At 58.5% G+C, this 15,771-nt stretch carries 14 protein-coding genes; 7 read left to right on the plus strand and 7 right to left on the minus strand.

Annotated elements, in window-relative coordinates:
* Positions 1–64 precede the first annotated feature (64 nt).
* Positions 65–1,114 (minus strand): Fe(3+) ABC transporter substrate-binding protein, encoded by a 1,050-nt coding sequence (locus AC5SEO_RS08955; protein ID WP_019564505.1) that lies wholly within the window; start codon positions 1,112–1,114, stop codon positions 65–67.
* Positions 1,115–1,287: 173 nt separating this feature from the next.
* On the opposite strand from AC5SEO_RS08955, the gene rirA reads away from it, so the two are divergent.
* The 7 genes from rirA to AC5SEO_RS08990 all read left to right on the plus strand — a co-directional run bounded on the left by rirA (position 1,288) and on the right by AC5SEO_RS08990 (position 7,551).
* Positions 1,288–1,758, plus strand: coding sequence for an iron-responsive transcriptional regulator RirA (gene rirA, locus AC5SEO_RS08960; RefSeq protein ID WP_003514531.1), 471 nt, complete (start codon positions 1,288–1,290; stop codon positions 1,756–1,758).
* 170 nt (positions 1,759–1,928) lie between these two features.
* The gene (locus tag AC5SEO_RS08965) at positions 1,929–2,975 is read left to right on the plus strand and encodes an AbrB family transcriptional regulator (protein ID WP_174067947.1); all 1,047 of its coding nucleotides are present in this window, start codon (positions 1,929–1,931) and stop codon (positions 2,973–2,975) included.
* 141 nt (positions 2,976–3,116) lie between these two features.
* Positions 3,117–4,028 carry a glycine betaine ABC transporter substrate-binding protein OsmF gene (gene osmF, locus AC5SEO_RS08970; protein WP_013635286.1) on the plus strand — a complete coding sequence of 304 codons (912 nt, stop codon included), beginning with the start codon at positions 3,117–3,119 and terminating at the stop codon, positions 4,026–4,028.
* 87 nt (positions 4,029–4,115) lie between these two features.
* Positions 4,116–5,282 (plus strand): ABC transporter permease, encoded by a 1,167-nt coding sequence (locus tag AC5SEO_RS08975; protein ID WP_174067946.1) that lies wholly within the window; start codon positions 4,116–4,118, stop codon positions 5,280–5,282.
* Positions 5,279–6,217 (plus strand): ABC transporter ATP-binding protein, encoded by a 939-nt coding sequence (locus AC5SEO_RS08980; protein ID WP_003514521.1) that lies wholly within the window; start codon positions 5,279–5,281, stop codon positions 6,215–6,217. Before AC5SEO_RS08975 ends, AC5SEO_RS08980 begins: the two co-directional genes overlap by 4 nt.
* Positions 6,214–6,954, plus strand: coding sequence for an ABC transporter permease (locus AC5SEO_RS08985; RefSeq protein WP_019564507.1), 741 nt, complete (start codon positions 6,214–6,216; stop codon positions 6,952–6,954). The genes AC5SEO_RS08980 and AC5SEO_RS08985 overlap by 4 nt, the downstream gene beginning before the upstream one ends.
* A 108-nt stretch (positions 6,955–7,062) precedes the next feature.
* Positions 7,063–7,551, plus strand: a complete 489-nt coding sequence (locus AC5SEO_RS08990) for a gluconokinase (RefSeq protein WP_174060714.1) — start codon at positions 7,063–7,065, stop codon at positions 7,549–7,551.
* Here AC5SEO_RS08990 and AC5SEO_RS08995 read toward each other — a convergent pair.
* From AC5SEO_RS08995 to AC5SEO_RS09020, 6 genes are all read right to left on the minus strand, one after another.
* Complete coding sequence (locus AC5SEO_RS08995; protein WP_003514518.1) at positions 7,548–8,849, minus strand: NAD(P)/FAD-dependent oxidoreductase; 1,302 nt, start codon at positions 8,847–8,849, stop codon at positions 7,548–7,550. The genes AC5SEO_RS08990 and AC5SEO_RS08995 overlap by 4 nt on opposite strands.
* A 1-nt stretch (position 8,850) precedes the next feature.
* Positions 8,851–10,212: a glutamine synthetase family protein gene (locus tag AC5SEO_RS09000; protein WP_003514517.1), complete on the minus strand. Its 1,362-nt coding sequence runs from the start codon at positions 10,210–10,212 to the stop codon at positions 8,851–8,853.
* Between the two features lie 235 nt (positions 10,213–10,447).
* The gene (locus tag AC5SEO_RS09005) at positions 10,448–11,695 is read right to left on the minus strand and encodes an NAD(P)/FAD-dependent oxidoreductase (RefSeq protein ID WP_174060655.1); all 1,248 of its coding nucleotides are present in this window, start codon (positions 11,693–11,695) and stop codon (positions 10,448–10,450) included.
* A 102-nt stretch (positions 11,696–11,797) separates the two neighbouring features.
* Positions 11,798–13,438, minus strand: a complete 1,641-nt coding sequence (locus AC5SEO_RS09010) for an ABC transporter ATP-binding protein (RefSeq protein WP_029658722.1) — start codon at positions 13,436–13,438, stop codon at positions 11,798–11,800.
* A gap of 5 nt (positions 13,439–13,443) precedes the next feature.
* Positions 13,444–14,589 (minus strand): ABC transporter permease, encoded by a 1,146-nt coding sequence (locus tag AC5SEO_RS09015; RefSeq protein ID WP_003514514.1) that lies wholly within the window; start codon positions 14,587–14,589, stop codon positions 13,444–13,446.
* Positions 14,589–15,683 (minus strand): microcin C ABC transporter permease YejB, encoded by a 1,095-nt coding sequence (locus tag AC5SEO_RS09020; protein WP_003514512.1) that lies wholly within the window; start codon positions 15,681–15,683, stop codon positions 14,589–14,591. Before AC5SEO_RS09020 ends, AC5SEO_RS09015 begins: the two co-directional genes overlap by 1 nt.
* Between the last annotated feature and the right edge of the window lie 88 nt (positions 15,684–15,771).

Raw genomic sequence — 15,771 nt, forward strand, 5'->3', positions numbered from 1 at the left:
AACAATGAACCGGCGGGCGATTGACCCGCCGGTATCCTAACCGGTCACAGGCGTGTAAACGGCGTCAATTGGTCGGGCCGTCGTTGAAACCCACTTCGTCCACCAGCTCGGATGCCTGTTTGCGGTGGGCGGCAATATCCGTCAGTGGCAACTTGTCCGGATTGATGGGGCCGAAGCCCTTCACGACATCGGAAGGCTCCGCGCCGGGCAGCACCGGGTATTCGAAGACCTGCTTGGCATAGATTTCCTGCGCCTCGCGCGATGCCAGGAATTCCATCAGCTTCAGCGCATTGTCCTTGTTGGGTGCGTATTTGGTCAGCGCCATGCCGGAAATATTCACATGCGTTCCGCGGTCGCCCGCATTGGGGAAGATCACCCGCACCGATCCCGCCCAGACCTTTTCCTCCGGCTCGCGGTCGTTGGTCAGCATCAGGCCGACATAATAGGTATTGCCGAGCGCGATATCGCATTCGCCGGAAAAGATCGATTTGGCCTGGCTGCGGTCTGTTCCATCAGGCTTGCGGGCAAGATTGTTCTTAAGGCCGGTCAGCCATGTCCGGGTATAATCGACGCCATGATGGGCGATCATCGAGGCGATCAGCGCGATATTGTAGGAATGCTGGCCGTCGCGAATGCAGATCTTGCCCTTCCATTTCGGATCGGCAAGCTCTTCATAGGTGATGTCTTTCTGGGTGACCCGCTCCTTTGAGGCATATACCACGCGGCCACGCGTCGTCAGGCCGAACCATTCGCCTTGCGGATCGCGCAGATTGGCCGGGATATCCTTTTCAATGACGGGATCGTTCAGCACCGGCTGTGTGACACCGCCTTCTTTTGCCTCGACAAGCCGGGCAATATCGACCGTCAACAGCACGTCGGCCGGCGAATTGACGCCTTCTGCCTGAATGCGCTCCACCAGACCCTTGTCGAGGAAGAGAACGTTGGCCTCTATGCCTGTTTCTTTCGTGAAGGCATCGAGCAGCGGCTGGATCAACTCGGGCTGCCGGTAGGAATAGACGTTCACCTCGCCGTCCGCAAAAGCAGCGGGCGCGGCCCAGAGGATCGTCAGACCCGAAAAAACGGCAGCGGAAAAACACGATTTCAAGCTTGCCATTGAGAATGCCTCCATTACATTCAGATTCTTGACTTGTTTGTTCATGAATCATCACAGCGGTCAACAAGGCTGTCCGAGAAATATCGGATGGCTGCCAGTTTTTTCAGTTTCTGGAATTGTTCTAAACTGAAAAAGAGACTATATAACTCCACATTGAGAGTTAGGAGACCAGCATGCGTTTGACCAAACAGACCAACTATGCCGTTCGCATGTTGATGTATTGCGCCGCAAATGAAGGCAAGTTGAGCCGCATTCCGGAGATCGCCAGGGCTTATGGCGTATCTGAGCTGTTCCTTTTCAAAATTCTGCAGCCGCTCAACAAGGCCGGTCTGGTGGAAACCGTGCGCGGCCGTAACGGCGGCGTGCGTCTTGGCAAACCCGCTGAGAAAATCAGCCTGTTTGACGTAGTGAAGGTGACCGAAGACAGTTTTGCCATGGCGGAATGCTTCGAGGACGGTGCTGTCGAATGTCCGCTTGTGGATAGCTGCGGCCTCAACTCGGCGCTTCGCAAGGCGCTCAATGCCTTCTTCGATGTGCTGGCGGAATATTCCATCGACGATCTCGTCAAGGCGCGGCCGCAGATCAACTTCCTGCTCGGCATCGACACGGAAATGCCGAAGATCGCCGCCTTGCCGGCCGCCTGATCATCCGATTGCCCAAGCAACAATTGCGCTAGCCCGTGTCCGCAGGTCACGGGCTTTTCTTTTATAGAATACTTCGGAAATGCAATATTTTTGGTCGAGCGTGTTGACGCCAGGAGACGAAGCGGCGCATTTGGTCGCGAGCTTTTTTGAAGCAATCAGCCAGCGTCGCAATGATCATCAAGCCTGAATTCCATACATTTGCACTTACCGCGCTCGTCGGCAGCATGGGTGCGCTGCTTGCCAGTCTCCTTAACGTTCCAGCGCCGTTTCTGTCCGGTCCGGCGCTCGCCGTGACGATTACGGGACTGGCGGGCGTGAAGCTTGGGATTCCCGCCTTCATCCGCAATGCCTGTTTCGTTGTGGTCGGCATTTCGATGGGAACGAGCGTAACGCCGTCGGTGATCGATGCCGCGAAGACATGGCCACTGAGCTTCGTCATCGTGCTCGTTGCAGTCGTCATCATGCTGTATGTCGCCTATTGGATCCTGCATTACGGCTTCGGATACGACAGGACGACGGCAATGCTGGGCGCTTCGCCCGGGCACCTCAGCTATATCATCAGCCTCGGCGCCGAGACGAAAAGCGACCTTGCGACCGTCAGCATCGTGCAAAGCGTGCGAGTGCTGGCGCTGACGCTTTCCGTGCCGCTGATTGTTGAATATTTCGATCTCGTCAGCACGGAACCGCTCATCGCCAATCCACCAATGGGCCTGTTCACACTGGCCCTGACCATTGGCGCGTCGCTTGCGATGGGATGGCTGTTCCTTCGCTGGAGATTTCCCGCAGCCCTGCTGCTGGGCGGCGTCGCGGTTTCCATCGGCACCCATATTACCGGCCTTACCGAGGGCGGCGTTCCGAGCTGGCTCAGCCTGCCGGTCTATGTGCTGATCGGCTGTCTCATCGGCACGCGCTTTTCGAATGTGTCGCTGATGGATGTGCGAAAAGGCTTTCTGGCAGGTTTCGTCGTCACCATCGCCGTGATGGTGATCGCCGGAAGTATCGCCTGGATGATTTCCAACATTACAGACGTTCCGCTCAATGCGGTGATGATCGCCTATTCCCCGGGCGGGCTTGAAACGATGGCGGCGATGGCCGTGATGATGCATGCCGATACCGCCTATGTCGGCTCACATCACGTTCTCAGACTTCTGTTCCTGTCGGTTCTCATGCCGCTCGTCATGGGCAAGGATGCACGCAAGCGGGACGGCGAAATCTAAGCCGGGCCAGCGCCCTCGCCATTCAGGTAAAAAACGCCAATGGCGTTGCAACCATTTGTTCCTCTGGCCGTTCATGTTTCTCCGCAATTGCGGCGGCGATTTTTCGCGTGTTCGACAGGCTGACCCACCGGAGGACTATTCATGAACCGCTTGATGATGTTGACAGGCGCCGGATTTGCGCTTGCCCTTTCTGTTTCCTTCGCTCAGGCGCAGGTGGTGGTGTCGTCTAAGATCGACACGGAGGGTGGCGTTCTCGGCAACATCATCCTCGCCGTGCTGAACAAGAACAATATCGAGACGACGGATCGCATCCAGCTCGGCGCTACCCCGGTCGTCAGAAAAGCGATCACTGCTGGCGAGATCGACATTTATCCGGAATACACAGGCAACGCCGCCTTCTTCTTCTCCAAGGCGGACGACCCGCTCTGGAAAGATGCCGCCAAGGCCTATCAAGAAGCCAAGACACTCGACTATGACGCCAATAAGATCGTCTGGCTGACACCATCGCCCGCAAACAACACCTGGGCGATCGCGCTGCGCAAGGATGTTGCCGACAAGAACAATCTGAAGACGCTTTCGGATTTCGGCAAATACATTGCCGGTGGCGGTGAGGTGGTTCTTGCCGCATCCTCGGAATTCGTCAATTCCGCAGCCGCCCTGCCGGCATTTCAGACCACCTACGGCTTTACCATGAAGCCGGATCAGCTGATCACGCTTTCCGGTGGCGATACGGCTGCCACTATCGCTGCCGCCGCAAATCAGACGAACAATGCCAATGCGGCCATGGTCTATGGCACCGATGGTGGCATAGCGCCGTCCGGTCTTGTCGTGCTTGAGGACGACAAGCATGTGCAGCCCGTCTACCAGCCCGCGCCGATCATTCGCGAGGAAGTTCTGAAAAAGAACCCCAATATCGAGACATTGCTGAAACCCGTTTTCGAAAAGCTGGATCTGGCAACCTTGCAGGAGCTGAACGCCCGCGTGCAGGTGGGGGGCGAACAGGCCAAGGCAGTCGCGACCGACTTCCTGACGAAGAACGGTTTCCTCAAGTAATTGGCAGAGAACCGTTGGGGCGGGATATCGGAAACCATGTGAGGCTTTCACCATCCCGTCCGAACCTATGATCCGGAGGAGCGGAATTTGACGAAATGGCCTGACAAGGTAGGCGTGCTGATTTCGTGCCTGCTTCTCTACGCGCTTGCAGCGTCCCCCTTCATGACATTCCGAGCCAACCGGATCATTCAGGGTGAAACGCGAACGATCTTCGAAGCGCTTCCGGTTGCTGTTGCTACCCTCCTCGTCGCCATCATTGTTGTCGCCGCCTTCATAGCCTTTTTCCGGTTTCCGGCGCGCCTGAAACTCGCCGCTGCGCTGGTCGGTCTCGCGGCACTGGCGATCTTCGTCGGGCAGGCGGCGTCTGCGCTGACACCTGAGGGCAACAGTTTTGCCCGCGTTTCGCCCGCCAGCGGTTTCTGGTTGATGTTTGCAGGGCTTGCATTGCTCGCCGCCGATTGCATTGCACGCCTCCAGCCGAAACCCACTTTGCGGATTTTGCTGTTGCTGGTGGCAACCGGGACGCTTGCGGCGGTCCTGACAAGCGGCCTCTGGGACGATCTCTCCATCATCAAGGAATATACCGGCCGGGCAGATATCTTCTGGACCGAAGCACTGCGGCATGTGGAACTTGCCATCGGGTCGCTGGTTGCAGCCACCCTCGCCGGTATCCCGCTCGGCATTCTCTGTTACAAGGTCGAGCGTTTGCGCTCCGGTCTACTGAACGCTCTCAATATCGTCCAGACCATTCCCTCCATCGCGCTTTTCGGCCTTTTGATCGCGCCACTCGGATGGATGGCAGCCAATGTGCCGGGTGCGGCGAAGATCGGCATCGCCGGCATCGGCATGGCGCCGGCCTTCGTGGCGCTATTTCTCTATTCGCTGCTGCCCGTTGTCTCCAATACGGTGGTCGGCCTGTCCGGCGTTTCGCAGGCAGTGCGGGAAGCCGCGCGCGGGCTTGGCATGACGCCACTGCAAAGGCTGCTGCGGGTGGAGTTTCCGCTCGCCATGCCCGTCATCCTCACCGGCATCCGTATCGTACTGGTGCAGAATATCGGTCTTGCGACCATCGCAGCTCTGATCGGCGGCGGTGGATTTGGCGTTTTCGTGTTTCAGGGCATAGGGCAGACCGCGATGGACCTCGTACTGCTCGGCACCGTGCCGACCGTTCTGCTCGGCTTCGCCGCCGCGATTACGCTCGACGCCCTTATCGACAGCAATCTCTTCAGCACAGGCGGAAGGCAAAAGGCATGATCGAGATCGACACCATCACGAAACGATATGGCGATACGGTCGTGGTCGACCAGGTCTCCCTGACTGTGGCGCCGCGCACCGTCACCGTCATCGTCGGCACTTCCGGGTCAGGAAAAACCACGCTGCTGCGCATGATAAACCGGCTGGTGGAGCCGACTTCCGGCACTATCCGCATCGACGGAGACGATGTGAGCACCATGCCGGGCTACAAGCTGCGCCGTCAGATCGGCTATGCCATTCAGGGCCATGGGTTGTTCCCGCATCGCACCGTGGCGGAGAATATCGCGACGGTTCCGCAGCTCATCGGCTGGGACCGCAAGCGCATCGATGCGAAAATCGACGCGCTGATGCAGCTCTTCCAGCTGGATCCGGCGCTTTATGCCAACCGCTTTCCGCATGAGCTTTCAGGCGGCCAGCAACAGCGTGTCGGCGTGGCGCGCGCGCTTGCGGCCGAGCCGAACATTCTTCTGATGGACGAACCTTTCGGTGCACTGGACCCGGTTATTCGCGCAAAGGCCCAGAACGATCTTCTCGATATCCAGAAGAAGCTCGGTGTCACCATCGTTCTTGTCACGCATGATATGGACGAGGCCTTTCACCTGGCGGATCGTATTGCCGTTATGGACAAGGGCCGTATCGTTCAGGACTGCCCGCCGGCCGAGCTGGTGCTGAAACCGGCAACGAATTTCGTCCGCACCATGATCGGCGAAAACGAGCGCGCCCTGAAACTTCTATCCGTCCTGTCGGTTGCAGACGTCGTGGAGCCGGGAAGCGCCGAAGGCGAACCTTTGAATGAACATACCAGCCAGCGCGACGCCCTGTCTGCAATGTTGTGGGCGGGCTGCGATACCTTGCCGGTGCTGAAAGACGATGGCAAACCCGCAGGTATCGTACGGCGCGATGTTCTCCTCCAGCGGGCTGCCGGAACCCCATGAAAAATGCCGCTTCGTTTTTCGCCCCCGGGCTTCTGGTGCTGGCGCTAATCGCCTTTCTCGCGGCGCCGCAGGTTTTCGCACCGATATTCCGCCCTCTTGTGCAGACCAATGCGCCTGCGATCTACACGCAGGCCAATCTGCTTTCCCTGACACTGTCGCATCTGACCATTGTCGCAATCGCAACGGGGCTCGCCACGCTGGTGGCGGGGGCCCTTGCGGTTCTCGTCACCCGCCCTTTCGGCGCGGATTTTCTGCCGCTATCGCGCAGCATCGTCAATATCGGCCAGACCTTTCCCCCGGTGGCGGTGCTGGCGCTTGCCGTGCCGATGATCGGTTTTGGCGAGAAACCGACGCTCATTGCGCTGTTTCTCTATGCGCTTCTACCGGTTTTCGAAAATACGCTGACAGGGCTGACCACGCTGCCGCCAACCGTCATGGATGCCGCAAAGGGCGCCGGCATGACCGGCTGGCAACGGCTCGTCAAAGTGGAGCTGCCACTTGCCCTTCCGGCGATCCTCGCAGGCATCAGGCTTTCGGCGGTGATCAGCCTTTCAACAGCAACTATCGGTTCCACGGTCGCGGCCCGCACGCTCGGAGAGGTGATCATCGCCGGCCTGCAATCCAACAATCTCGCCTTCATCCTTCAGGGCGGATTGATCGTCGCTGTGCTGGCAATCCTGATCCACGCCAGCTTTTCTGCACTGGAAAAGGCAGCGGCCCGCAAAACCGGGCACTGACAAATGCAAGCTCCTCATTTTTATGTTCCCGACATCCGCCGCGCATGTTAGGGGCTGACCGTCGAAACAGAAACATTCGAGGTTCGGGTGACAAAGGCAATCGTCGTGATGGGAGTGAGCGGCTCTGGCAAGTCCACGGTCGCAGAGGAACTGGCGGAAAAACTGGGCATTGCCTTTATTGAGGGCGACAAGCTTCACCCGAAATCCAATGTCGACAAAATGTCAGAGGGCATTCCGCTGACCGACGAAGATCGCTGGCCCTGGCTCGATCTGATTGGCGCAGAACTGCGCAAGGGAAACGAAAATAACGGTGTCGTCGTTTCCTGCTCGGCGCTGAAGAAAATCTACCGCGACCGCCTTCGCGAGGCTACCGGTGGCCCGCTCGCTTTCGTCTATCTGGACGGCAGCCTGGAACTTCTCAGCAGGCGTATGGGCGAACGCAAGGGCCACTTCATGCCGCTCTCGCTGCTCCAGACCCAGCTTGCCACGCTGGAAGTGCCGACGGGCGAACCCGGCGTCGTAAGCGTCAGCATCGACGCCACGCCGGAGGAAATTACCGCAAACGCACTTTCGGGCCTGAAAGCGGTGATTTTTTAAAATCCGAGCCTGTCGCGCAGGCCGTACCACCATGCACCAAGCACGGTCAGCGGCACGCGGAACGTCTTACCGCCCGGGAACGGATAATTCGGCAGGGAACTCCAGACATCGAAACGCTCTGCGTGGCCTGCAACGGCCTCGCCCAATATCTTGCCGAGCAGATGCGTGGTGGTGACACCGTGGCCGCTGTCGCCATGCGAAAAATAGACATTGTCCGACAGTTTGCCCATATGCGGGATGCGCGTCAGCGTCAGCGCGAAATTGCCGCTCCAGGCAAAATCGATCTTCGTCTTTTCCAGTTGCGGGAAAGTCTTCAGCATATTCGGACGGATTACCCCGGTCAGATCCGCCGGATCGCTGCCGCCATAACCGATACCACCGCCATAAAGCAGGCGGTTGTCGGAGGTGCGGCGATAATAATCGAGAATATAATTGGCATCCTCGACGCAATAATTGGCTGGCAGGAGTTGCTCGATCAGATCGGCATCAAGCGGCTCTGTCGCCATGACCTGGCTTGAGACCGGCATCATCCGGTCGCCGATTTCCGGCAGCAGCTTGCCGAGATAGGCATTGCCGCAGACGAGAACATATTTCGCCTTCACGCTGCCCGTCGCCGTGCGCACGACAGGGTTTACGCCCTGCTCCAGCGAAATGACCCTCGAATTTTCGAATATGCGCGCACCGAGACTTTCGGCCGCCGCGGCTTCCCCCTGCACCAGATTGAGCGGATGGATGTGGCCGCCGAAACGGTCGATCATGCCGCCGGCATAACGATCGGTCCGCACGTATTTTCCGACATCGGCTTTGGAGACCATCTCAAGCCCGCCATGGCCGTGTTTTTCCCAATGGGCCTTGTGGGCCTCCATCTCGCGAATCTGTTTCGTCGTGAAGGCCGCAAAGAAACCGCCATCGACGAGATCGCAATCGATAGCGTATTTCGAAATGCGGCTGCGGATGATCTCCCCGCCTTCCAGCGACATTTCGCCGAGTTTCACCGCCTTGTCGTGGCCGTAACGACTGGCGATTGTTTCGAGGTCGCGGCTATAGCCATTGACGATCTGGCCGCCATTGCGCCCCGACGCGCCGAAGCCGACCCGCACGCCTTCCAGCACGATAACGGAATAGCCGCGTTCGGAAAGTTCGAGTGCTGCGGAAATCCCGGTAAACCCGCCACCGATGACGCAGACATCCGCTTCCATTGCGCCTTCAAGCGTTGGCCGCACGGATTTGACATTGGCGGAGGCCGCATACCAGGAGGATGTGTGGCCGGGATTGGGAATAGTCGTCACCTCAGCCATCTCACACCGTCCTGATATAGGCGTCATATTCGACGTCGGTTACACGCAAGGAAAATTCGGAAAGTTCCTGCTGTTTGCAGGCAGAAAACAGCGTGCGATAACGCTGGCCAAGCGTCGCATAGGCGAAACTCGAACGCGTGAAACGCTGCAATGCATAATCCCAGTTGGTGGGCAGAGGTTCGTGATTGATGGCGTGGCTGTCGCCGGAAATCGCGCCGCCCGGCTGGCGTTTTTCCTTCATGCCGGCAAGGGCAGCACTCAGGATCATCGCCACAACAAGATAGGGATTGGTATCGGCGCCGGCGACACGATGTTCGATGCGGGTTGCGGCCTTGCTGGCAGTGATAACGCGCACCGCCGCCGAGCGGTTGTCTATGCCCCAGGAGGCATAGGTGGGCGCATGTTCGCTGGGCGTCAGGCGGCGATAGGAATTGGCATGGGGAGCGAAGATTGCCATGCTCTCCCCCATGTTTTCCAGAAGGCCGCCGACCGAATGCATCAGCGCGTCCGATGGTCCGTTTTCCCCGGCGTAGATATTCCTGCCGTCACTATCGAGAACGGAAAAATGCACATGCATGCCATTGCCGGCCTGTAACCCGTACGGCTTCGCCATGAAGGTGGCGTCGAGATCGTGCCGCCGCGCCACACCCTTGACGATACGTTTCAGGAAGACAGCGAAATCGGCGGCCCGCAACGCGTCCGGCACATGATTGAGGTTGATTTCATATTGGCCGGGGCCGTTTTCCCGCAGCGTCGTATCGGCAAGAACACCCTGCGCCCTGCATGCGGTTGCGATATCATGGAAGACATCCTCGAAATCCTGCAATTCGGAAATCGACAGAACCTGTGTCTGGCCCGTGTGCCACCGGCCTTCGCGGCTGTGCGGCGGACGCACCGGATCGAGCGCAGAGCGAACCGGGTCGATCAGGTAAAATTCGAGTTCGGTCGCCACGACCGGCGTGAGGCCGGCCTTTTTGTAGGCTTCCAGCACCCTTGCCAGAACATTGCGCGGATCGCCATAAAACCCGGTTCCATCAGGATTTTTCATCGCGAGCAGGACTTGCGCGGTCGGCCGGCCAAGCCATGTCACCCGAGACAGCGTGCCGGGAACAGGAAAGCAGAACCCGTCCGGATCGCCCGTCCCTTCGGCGAGGCCTGCGGCATGCACATCGCGGCCCCAGATATCCAGCGCATAGACCGAGCGTGGGATCGCCATTCCCTTTTCAAGGACATCGATCGCCCTTTCGCGCGGAATCCATTTGCCGCGCGGCACGCCGTTCGCATCTATGACGAAGGCTTCGAGAATTTCGATATCGGGGTTATCGTCGAAAAATTTCTTTGCTTTTTCAATATCATCCATCATGCACCAGCAGGCCGTTTCTCTTCTGTTTCGCGCGCAGAAGCGCTTCGCTAACGAAAATCGTCCTGCTGTTGATAGATGAGAAACCTCGCCGTCATGATGACGCTTGCCCCTTTTCCCTTTTTATAAGCCCATGTTACGTGGCCCGCCGCGGGAAGGCCAGCGGATTCGGCCATCAGAGCGGGATGGCGAAAAGTGTACACGGTTTTCGCCAGAGATGACTTCAGTTCATCAGGATCTAGGGATTGAACCTTTCGGGTCGATAGGCATCGATGGCGATGACCGGCGTTTCTCCCAGCATGGTTTCCGCCAGCACACGGCCAGTGATGGGCCCGAGTGTGAGGCCGTGATGGGCGTGACCGAACGAGAACCACAATGTCCTGTGGCGCGGCGCCTTGCCGATGATCGGCATCATATCCGGTGTGCAGGGACGCGCGCCCATCCAGGGTTCCGCATCCAGCCTGCCGCCCAGAGGAAAGACGGTGCGGGCCACCCGTTCCGCCCGCTCGATCTGCACGGGGGATCTCGGCGCATCGCGTTCGGCAAATTCCGCGCCGGTCGTCAGGCGGATGCCTTTGCGCATTGGCGCGAGGAAATAACCGCGCTCGGCGTCGATCAACCAGTTGTTGAGCTTGGTTCCCTCCTGCGGCGCATAGTGCATGTGATAGCCGCGTTTCACGCCGAGCGGAAAGCGGTAACCGAGCCGTTCCGTCACCGTATCCGCCCAGGGGCCCAGTGCGACAACGGCATGTTCAGCCTCCACCGCCCCGGTTTCGGTGCGTACCGTCCAACCATTTGTCGTCTGGCTGAGCGTGGATGCGTCACCCCGGACAAAGGTTCCGCCAAGGCTCTCGAACAGTTTGACATAGGCGAGCGTCAGCGCATGTGGATCGCGCACCGACCATGGATCGTTCCATTTCAAACCGCCGACGAAATCGCGGCTGAGATGCGGCTCCGCCGCGGCGAGTTCCGCCCCATCGAGTTTCCTGTGGGAGATGCCGTGGTCGCGCGCCAGACGTTCGGCGAAAGCAAAGTCTGCATCCCGTCTTTCGGCGGTCCTGTAGGTCTCCATCCAACCGTTTTTTACGATTAGATCGCCTGCCTTGGCTTCATCGATCAGGATGCTGTGTTCGGAGACCGAGTGCTCGATCAGCGGCGCGTAGGCGCGGGCAATTGCTGCGTGGCGCGTGGCCGCAGAATTATACCAGTAGCGGCCAAGAAAAGGCGCGATCCTGGGCAGGGCAGAGAGATGATAACGGGCATCGATGCTGTTGTTCAGGGAATAGCGGAGAAGCCGGCTAACTTCCTGCGGGAAGGCGTAGGGAACGACACCCTCTCTCTGGATCAGTCCGGCATTGCCGAAGGAGGTTTCCTCACCCGGTCCCCGCCGGTCCACCAGCACCACCGATTTGCCCCTGCGGGCCAGTTGCAAAGCGACGGAGACCCCGATGATCCCCGCGCCCAAAACGATCACATCCGCTGCCATGGCATTCAATCCGTTTGCGTATCTCGTCCCCGCAACATGGGTCGGCATTTTGCGCAAAGCAACAGAAAAATCATCGTCTTAATAGAAACAGCAATGCGCCTGCTACTGGCTCACCGCTTTAGTTTCGACTGCCTCGATATTGAAAGCAGCAGCCAGCAGGGCCTTGGTATATTCCTGTTGCGGATCGGCGAATATCTCCGCTGCCGGGCCGCTCTCCACCACCTTGCCGTTGCGCATGACGATTACGTCGTTGGCAAGCGCTTTAACTACCTTCAGGTCATGACTGATGAAGAGATAGGCGAGTTCGTGGCGGGCCTGAAGATCGCGCAAGAGATCAACCACCTGTGCCTGCACGCTCATGTCGAGCGCCGATGTGGGCTCGTCCAACATGACGAAGCGGGGTTTCAACACCATGGCGCGGGCAATGGCGATACGCTGACGCTGGCCACCGGAAAATTCATGCGGATAGCGCCAGCGCGTCGCCGGGTCGAGGCCGACTTCTTCCAGCGCCTGGGCGACGCGGGTATCCCGCTCATCGGCGGAAAGCTGTCGCTCGTGCACCTTCAGACCCTCGGCAACGATTTCGCCCACCGACATGCGTGGGCTGAGCGAACCGTAAGGATCCTGAAACACCACCTGAAGCCGATTTCTGAGGGGCTTCATCATTTCATAGGAATAGCTGTCGATCGACTGACCGATGAAACTGATACGCCCCTCAGACGCTATAAGACGCGATAGGGCGAGACCGAGTGTCGTTTTGCCGGAGCCGGATTCGCCCACGACGCCAACCGTCTGTCCTGCGCGCAGGGTAATATCGATACCGTCAACCGCCTTCACGTGGTCGACCACCTTGCGCATCAGCCCCGCCTTGATCGGGAACCAGACTTTTATGTCGTCGCCCTGCATGACGACAGGTTTGCTGGCATCGGAAAGCGGCGGCTCGCCCTTGGGTTCGGCAGCCAGAAGATGGCGGGTATAGGCATGCTGCGGATCGGTAAACACCTGCTCCACCGTGCCGGTCTCGACGATCTTTCCCTTGGTCATCACGCAGACACGATCGGCAAACTTACGGACAATGCCGAGATCGTGGGTGATGAACAGCATGGACATGCCGTGCCGGTTTTTGAGGTCGCTCAGCAGTTCAAGGATTTGTGCCTGAACGGTTACATCGAGTGCGGTCGTGGGTTCATCTGCGATCAGCAGTTTCGGCCGGTTGGCAAGCGCCATGGCGATCATCACGCGCTGCCGCTGGCCGCCGGACAATTCATGCGGATAGGCCTTCAGGCGCTTTTCCGGCTCGCGGATGCCCACCTGCAATAACAGTTCCAGCGTGCGCGCCCGCGCTTCAGCGCCGGTGATTGCCTGATGCAGCTCCAGAATCTCGCCGATCTGCCGCTCGATGGTGTGGAGCGGGTTGAGCGAGGTCATCGGCTCCTGGAAAATCATGGTGATGTCGTTGCCGCGAACAGCGCGCAACGCGCGTTCCGGCAGGGTCAGCATATCCTTGCCGTCGAACAGGATTTTGCCCGAAGGATGGCTCGCCGCCGGATAGGGCAGCAATTTGAGAATGGAGTTCGCCGTGACCGATTTTCCGGAGCCGGATTCCCCGACCAGGGCGACAACTTCGCCCGGCATCAGGTCGAAGGAAACATGATCTACGGCGACGCTGGTCGCTCCACCCTGATGAAAGGCAACGGAGAGATCACGGACGGAGAGAAGCGGCTGGGTCTTTGTTTCCATCATGGCGATCACCGGAACGTCTTGCGTGGGTCGAAGGCGTCTCGCACCGCCTCGCCGACGAAGATCAGCAGCGACAGCATGATGGACATGGTGAAGAAGGCCGTGAGGCCAAGCCAGGGCGCCTGAAGATTGTTCTTGCCCTGCGCGATCATCTCGCCCAGCGATGGCGATCCCGGCGGCATGCCGAAGCCGAGGAAATCGAGCGAGGTCAAAGTGGTGATCGAGCCGGAGAGGATGAACGGCAGGAAGGTCAGTGTTGCCACCATGGCGTTTGGCAGAAGATGCCGGAACATGATTGTCCAGTTGCCGACACCAAGGGCGCGGGCGGCGCGGACATATTCGAAGTTTCTGGCACGCAGGAATTCCGCGCGCACGATGCCGACGAAGCCGACCCATGAAAACAGCAACATGATGCCAAGCAGCACGAAGAAACCCGGCGGCAGAATAGCCGCGATGATCAGCAGGATGTAAAGCACTGGCATGGATGACCAGATTTCAATGAAACGCTGCAACAGCAGGTCCGTCCAGCCGCCGAAGTAACCCTGGATGGCGCCGGCAGTCACCCCAACGAGGGCGGATGCGATCGTCAGCGTCAGGCCGAAAAGCACGGAAATACGGAAGCCATAGATCATCCGCGCCGTGACGTCGCGCGCTTGATTGTCGGTTCCGAGCCAATTGAGATTGCCGAGCGTACAGCCGGGATCGGCATTACCCTGCGGATAGGCCGAGCAACGGTCCTTTTCATCCATCAGCCAGAAGGGTGCCGTGGGGGCGGAATGCGGAATGTTGGAATTGACCGTCTGATAGGAATAGCGGATCGGCGGCCAGATCATCCAGCCATTGGCGTTGATCTCGTCCTGAATGAAGGAGGATTTGTAGTCAGTCTGGGCAAGGAACCCGCCAAACTTTTCCTCCGGATAATCGACCATGACCGGCACCAGAAATTCGCCCTTGTAGGAAGCGAAAATGGGTTTGTCATTGGCGATGAATTCCGCAATCAGGCTCAGGAAAAACAGGATCAGGAACAGCCAGAAGGACCAGTAACCGCGCCGGTTTGCCTTGAAATTCTGCCAGCGGCGCTTGGTGGTTGGTGAAAACCACGGGCGCTTCGGCTTTACCAACGTTTCCGTTGCGGCGGTATGGGCAAGCGTCATCACACGTCCCTCCGCTCGAAATCGATTCGCGGATCGATCCATGTGTAGATAAGGTCGGATAGGAGGCTGACCACGAGGCCCATCAGCGAAAAGATGAAGAGCGTGCCGAACACGATCGGGTAGTCGCGATTGACGACCGAGAGATAACCGAGGCGGCCTAGGCCATCCAGCGAGAAGATGTTCTCGATCAGCAGCGAACCGGTGAAGAATGCCGAGATGAAGGCGCCCGGAAAACCGGCGATCACGATCAGCATAGCATTGCGGAAGACGTGGCCATAAAGAACCTTACGTTCGCTGAGCCCCTTGGCGCGGGCGGTCACGACATATTGCTTCTTGATCTCGTCGATGAAGGAGTTTTTCGTCAGAAGCGTCGTCGTCGCGAAAGCCGAAAGCGATAGCGCGATCAGCGGCAGGGTCAGGTGCCAGAAATAGTCGATGATCTTCTGCCACCAGTTCAGCTGGTCAAAATTGTCCGATACCAGACCGCGCAGCGGGAACCAGTCGAAGAACGATCCGCCGGCGAAAAGCACGATGAGAAGAATGCCGAACAGGAAGCTTGGAACGGCATAACCGATGATGATGATGCCTGATGTCCAGATATCAAAGGTCGAGCCGTCGGAAACGGCTTTCTTGATGCCGAGTGGAATGGAGATCATGTAGGAGATGATCAGGATCCAGAAGCCGAGCGACATCGATACCGGCAGCTTGTCGATGATGAGATCGATGACCGAGGAATTGCGGAAGAAGCTGTCGCCGAAATCGAAGCGTATGTAATTCCACATCATTTCGAGAAAACGAGTGAGCGGCGGCTTGTCGAAACCGAACTGTTTCTCAAGTTTGGCGATCAGCTCCGGATCAAGGCCCTGCGCACCGCGATATTTCGAGCCGCTTTCATCGAAACCGCCGGACTGGCCCATAAGATCGCCGCCGCCGGAGAGGCGGTCGGAGGCGCTGTCGCCCTGCCCAGTCAGTTGCGCGACGACCTGTTCCACCGGCCCGCCCGGCGCGAACTGGATGACAAGAAACGAAATGCCCATAATGCCGATAATGGTCGGGATCATCAGCGCCAGACGTCTGAGAATATAGGCGCCCATCAGCCTTTGCTCCCGGCTGATACGTCAGCGGTTTTCGTTTCTGTCAAACCCGGTCCTTTCCTGAAAGCGCTGCCTTGCGCGATCCAAG

The organism is Agrobacterium sp. K11, from assembly GCF_059429395.1.

Bases quoted from the DNA above. Each gene is read 5' to 3' on its own strand.
- AC5SEO_RS08980 (WP_003514521.1), top strand. From the start codon at position 5,279: ATGATCGAGATCGACACCATCACGAAACGATATGGCGATACGGTCGTG.
- AC5SEO_RS09005 (WP_174060655.1), bottom strand. From the start codon at position 11,695: ATGGCAGCGGATGTGATCGTTTTGGGCGCGGGGATCATCGGGGTCTCC.
- AC5SEO_RS08990 (WP_174060714.1), top strand. From the start codon at position 7,063: ATGGGAGTGAGCGGCTCTGGCAAGTCCACGGTCGCAGAGGAACTGGCG.
- AC5SEO_RS09015 (WP_003514514.1), bottom strand. From the start codon at position 14,589: ATGACGCTTGCCCATACCGCCGCAACGGAAACGTTGGTAAAGCCGAAG.
- AC5SEO_RS09000 (WP_003514517.1), bottom strand. From the start codon at position 10,212: ATGATGGATGATATTGAAAAAGCAAAGAAATTTTTCGACGATAACCCC.
- AC5SEO_RS09010 (WP_029658722.1), bottom strand. From the start codon at position 13,438: ATGATGGAAACAAAGACCCAGCCGCTTCTCTCCGTCCGTGATCTCTCC.
- AC5SEO_RS08965 (WP_174067947.1), top strand. From the start codon at position 1,929: ATGATCATCAAGCCTGAATTCCATACATTTGCACTTACCGCGCTCGTC.
- osmF (WP_013635286.1), top strand. From the start codon at position 3,117: ATGAACCGCTTGATGATGTTGACAGGCGCCGGATTTGCGCTTGCCCTT.
- AC5SEO_RS08995 (WP_003514518.1), bottom strand. From the start codon at position 8,849: ATGGCTGAGGTGACGACTATTCCCAATCCCGGCCACACATCCTCCTGG.
- AC5SEO_RS08985 (WP_019564507.1), top strand. From the start codon at position 6,214: ATGAAAAATGCCGCTTCGTTTTTCGCCCCCGGGCTTCTGGTGCTGGCG.
- AC5SEO_RS09020 (WP_003514512.1), bottom strand. From the start codon at position 15,683: ATGGGCGCCTATATTCTCAGACGTCTGGCGCTGATGATCCCGACCATT.
- AC5SEO_RS08955 (WP_019564505.1), bottom strand. From the start codon at position 1,114: ATGGCAAGCTTGAAATCGTGTTTTTCCGCTGCCGTTTTTTCGGGTCTG.
- rirA (WP_003514531.1), top strand. From the start codon at position 1,288: ATGCGTTTGACCAAACAGACCAACTATGCCGTTCGCATGTTGATGTAT.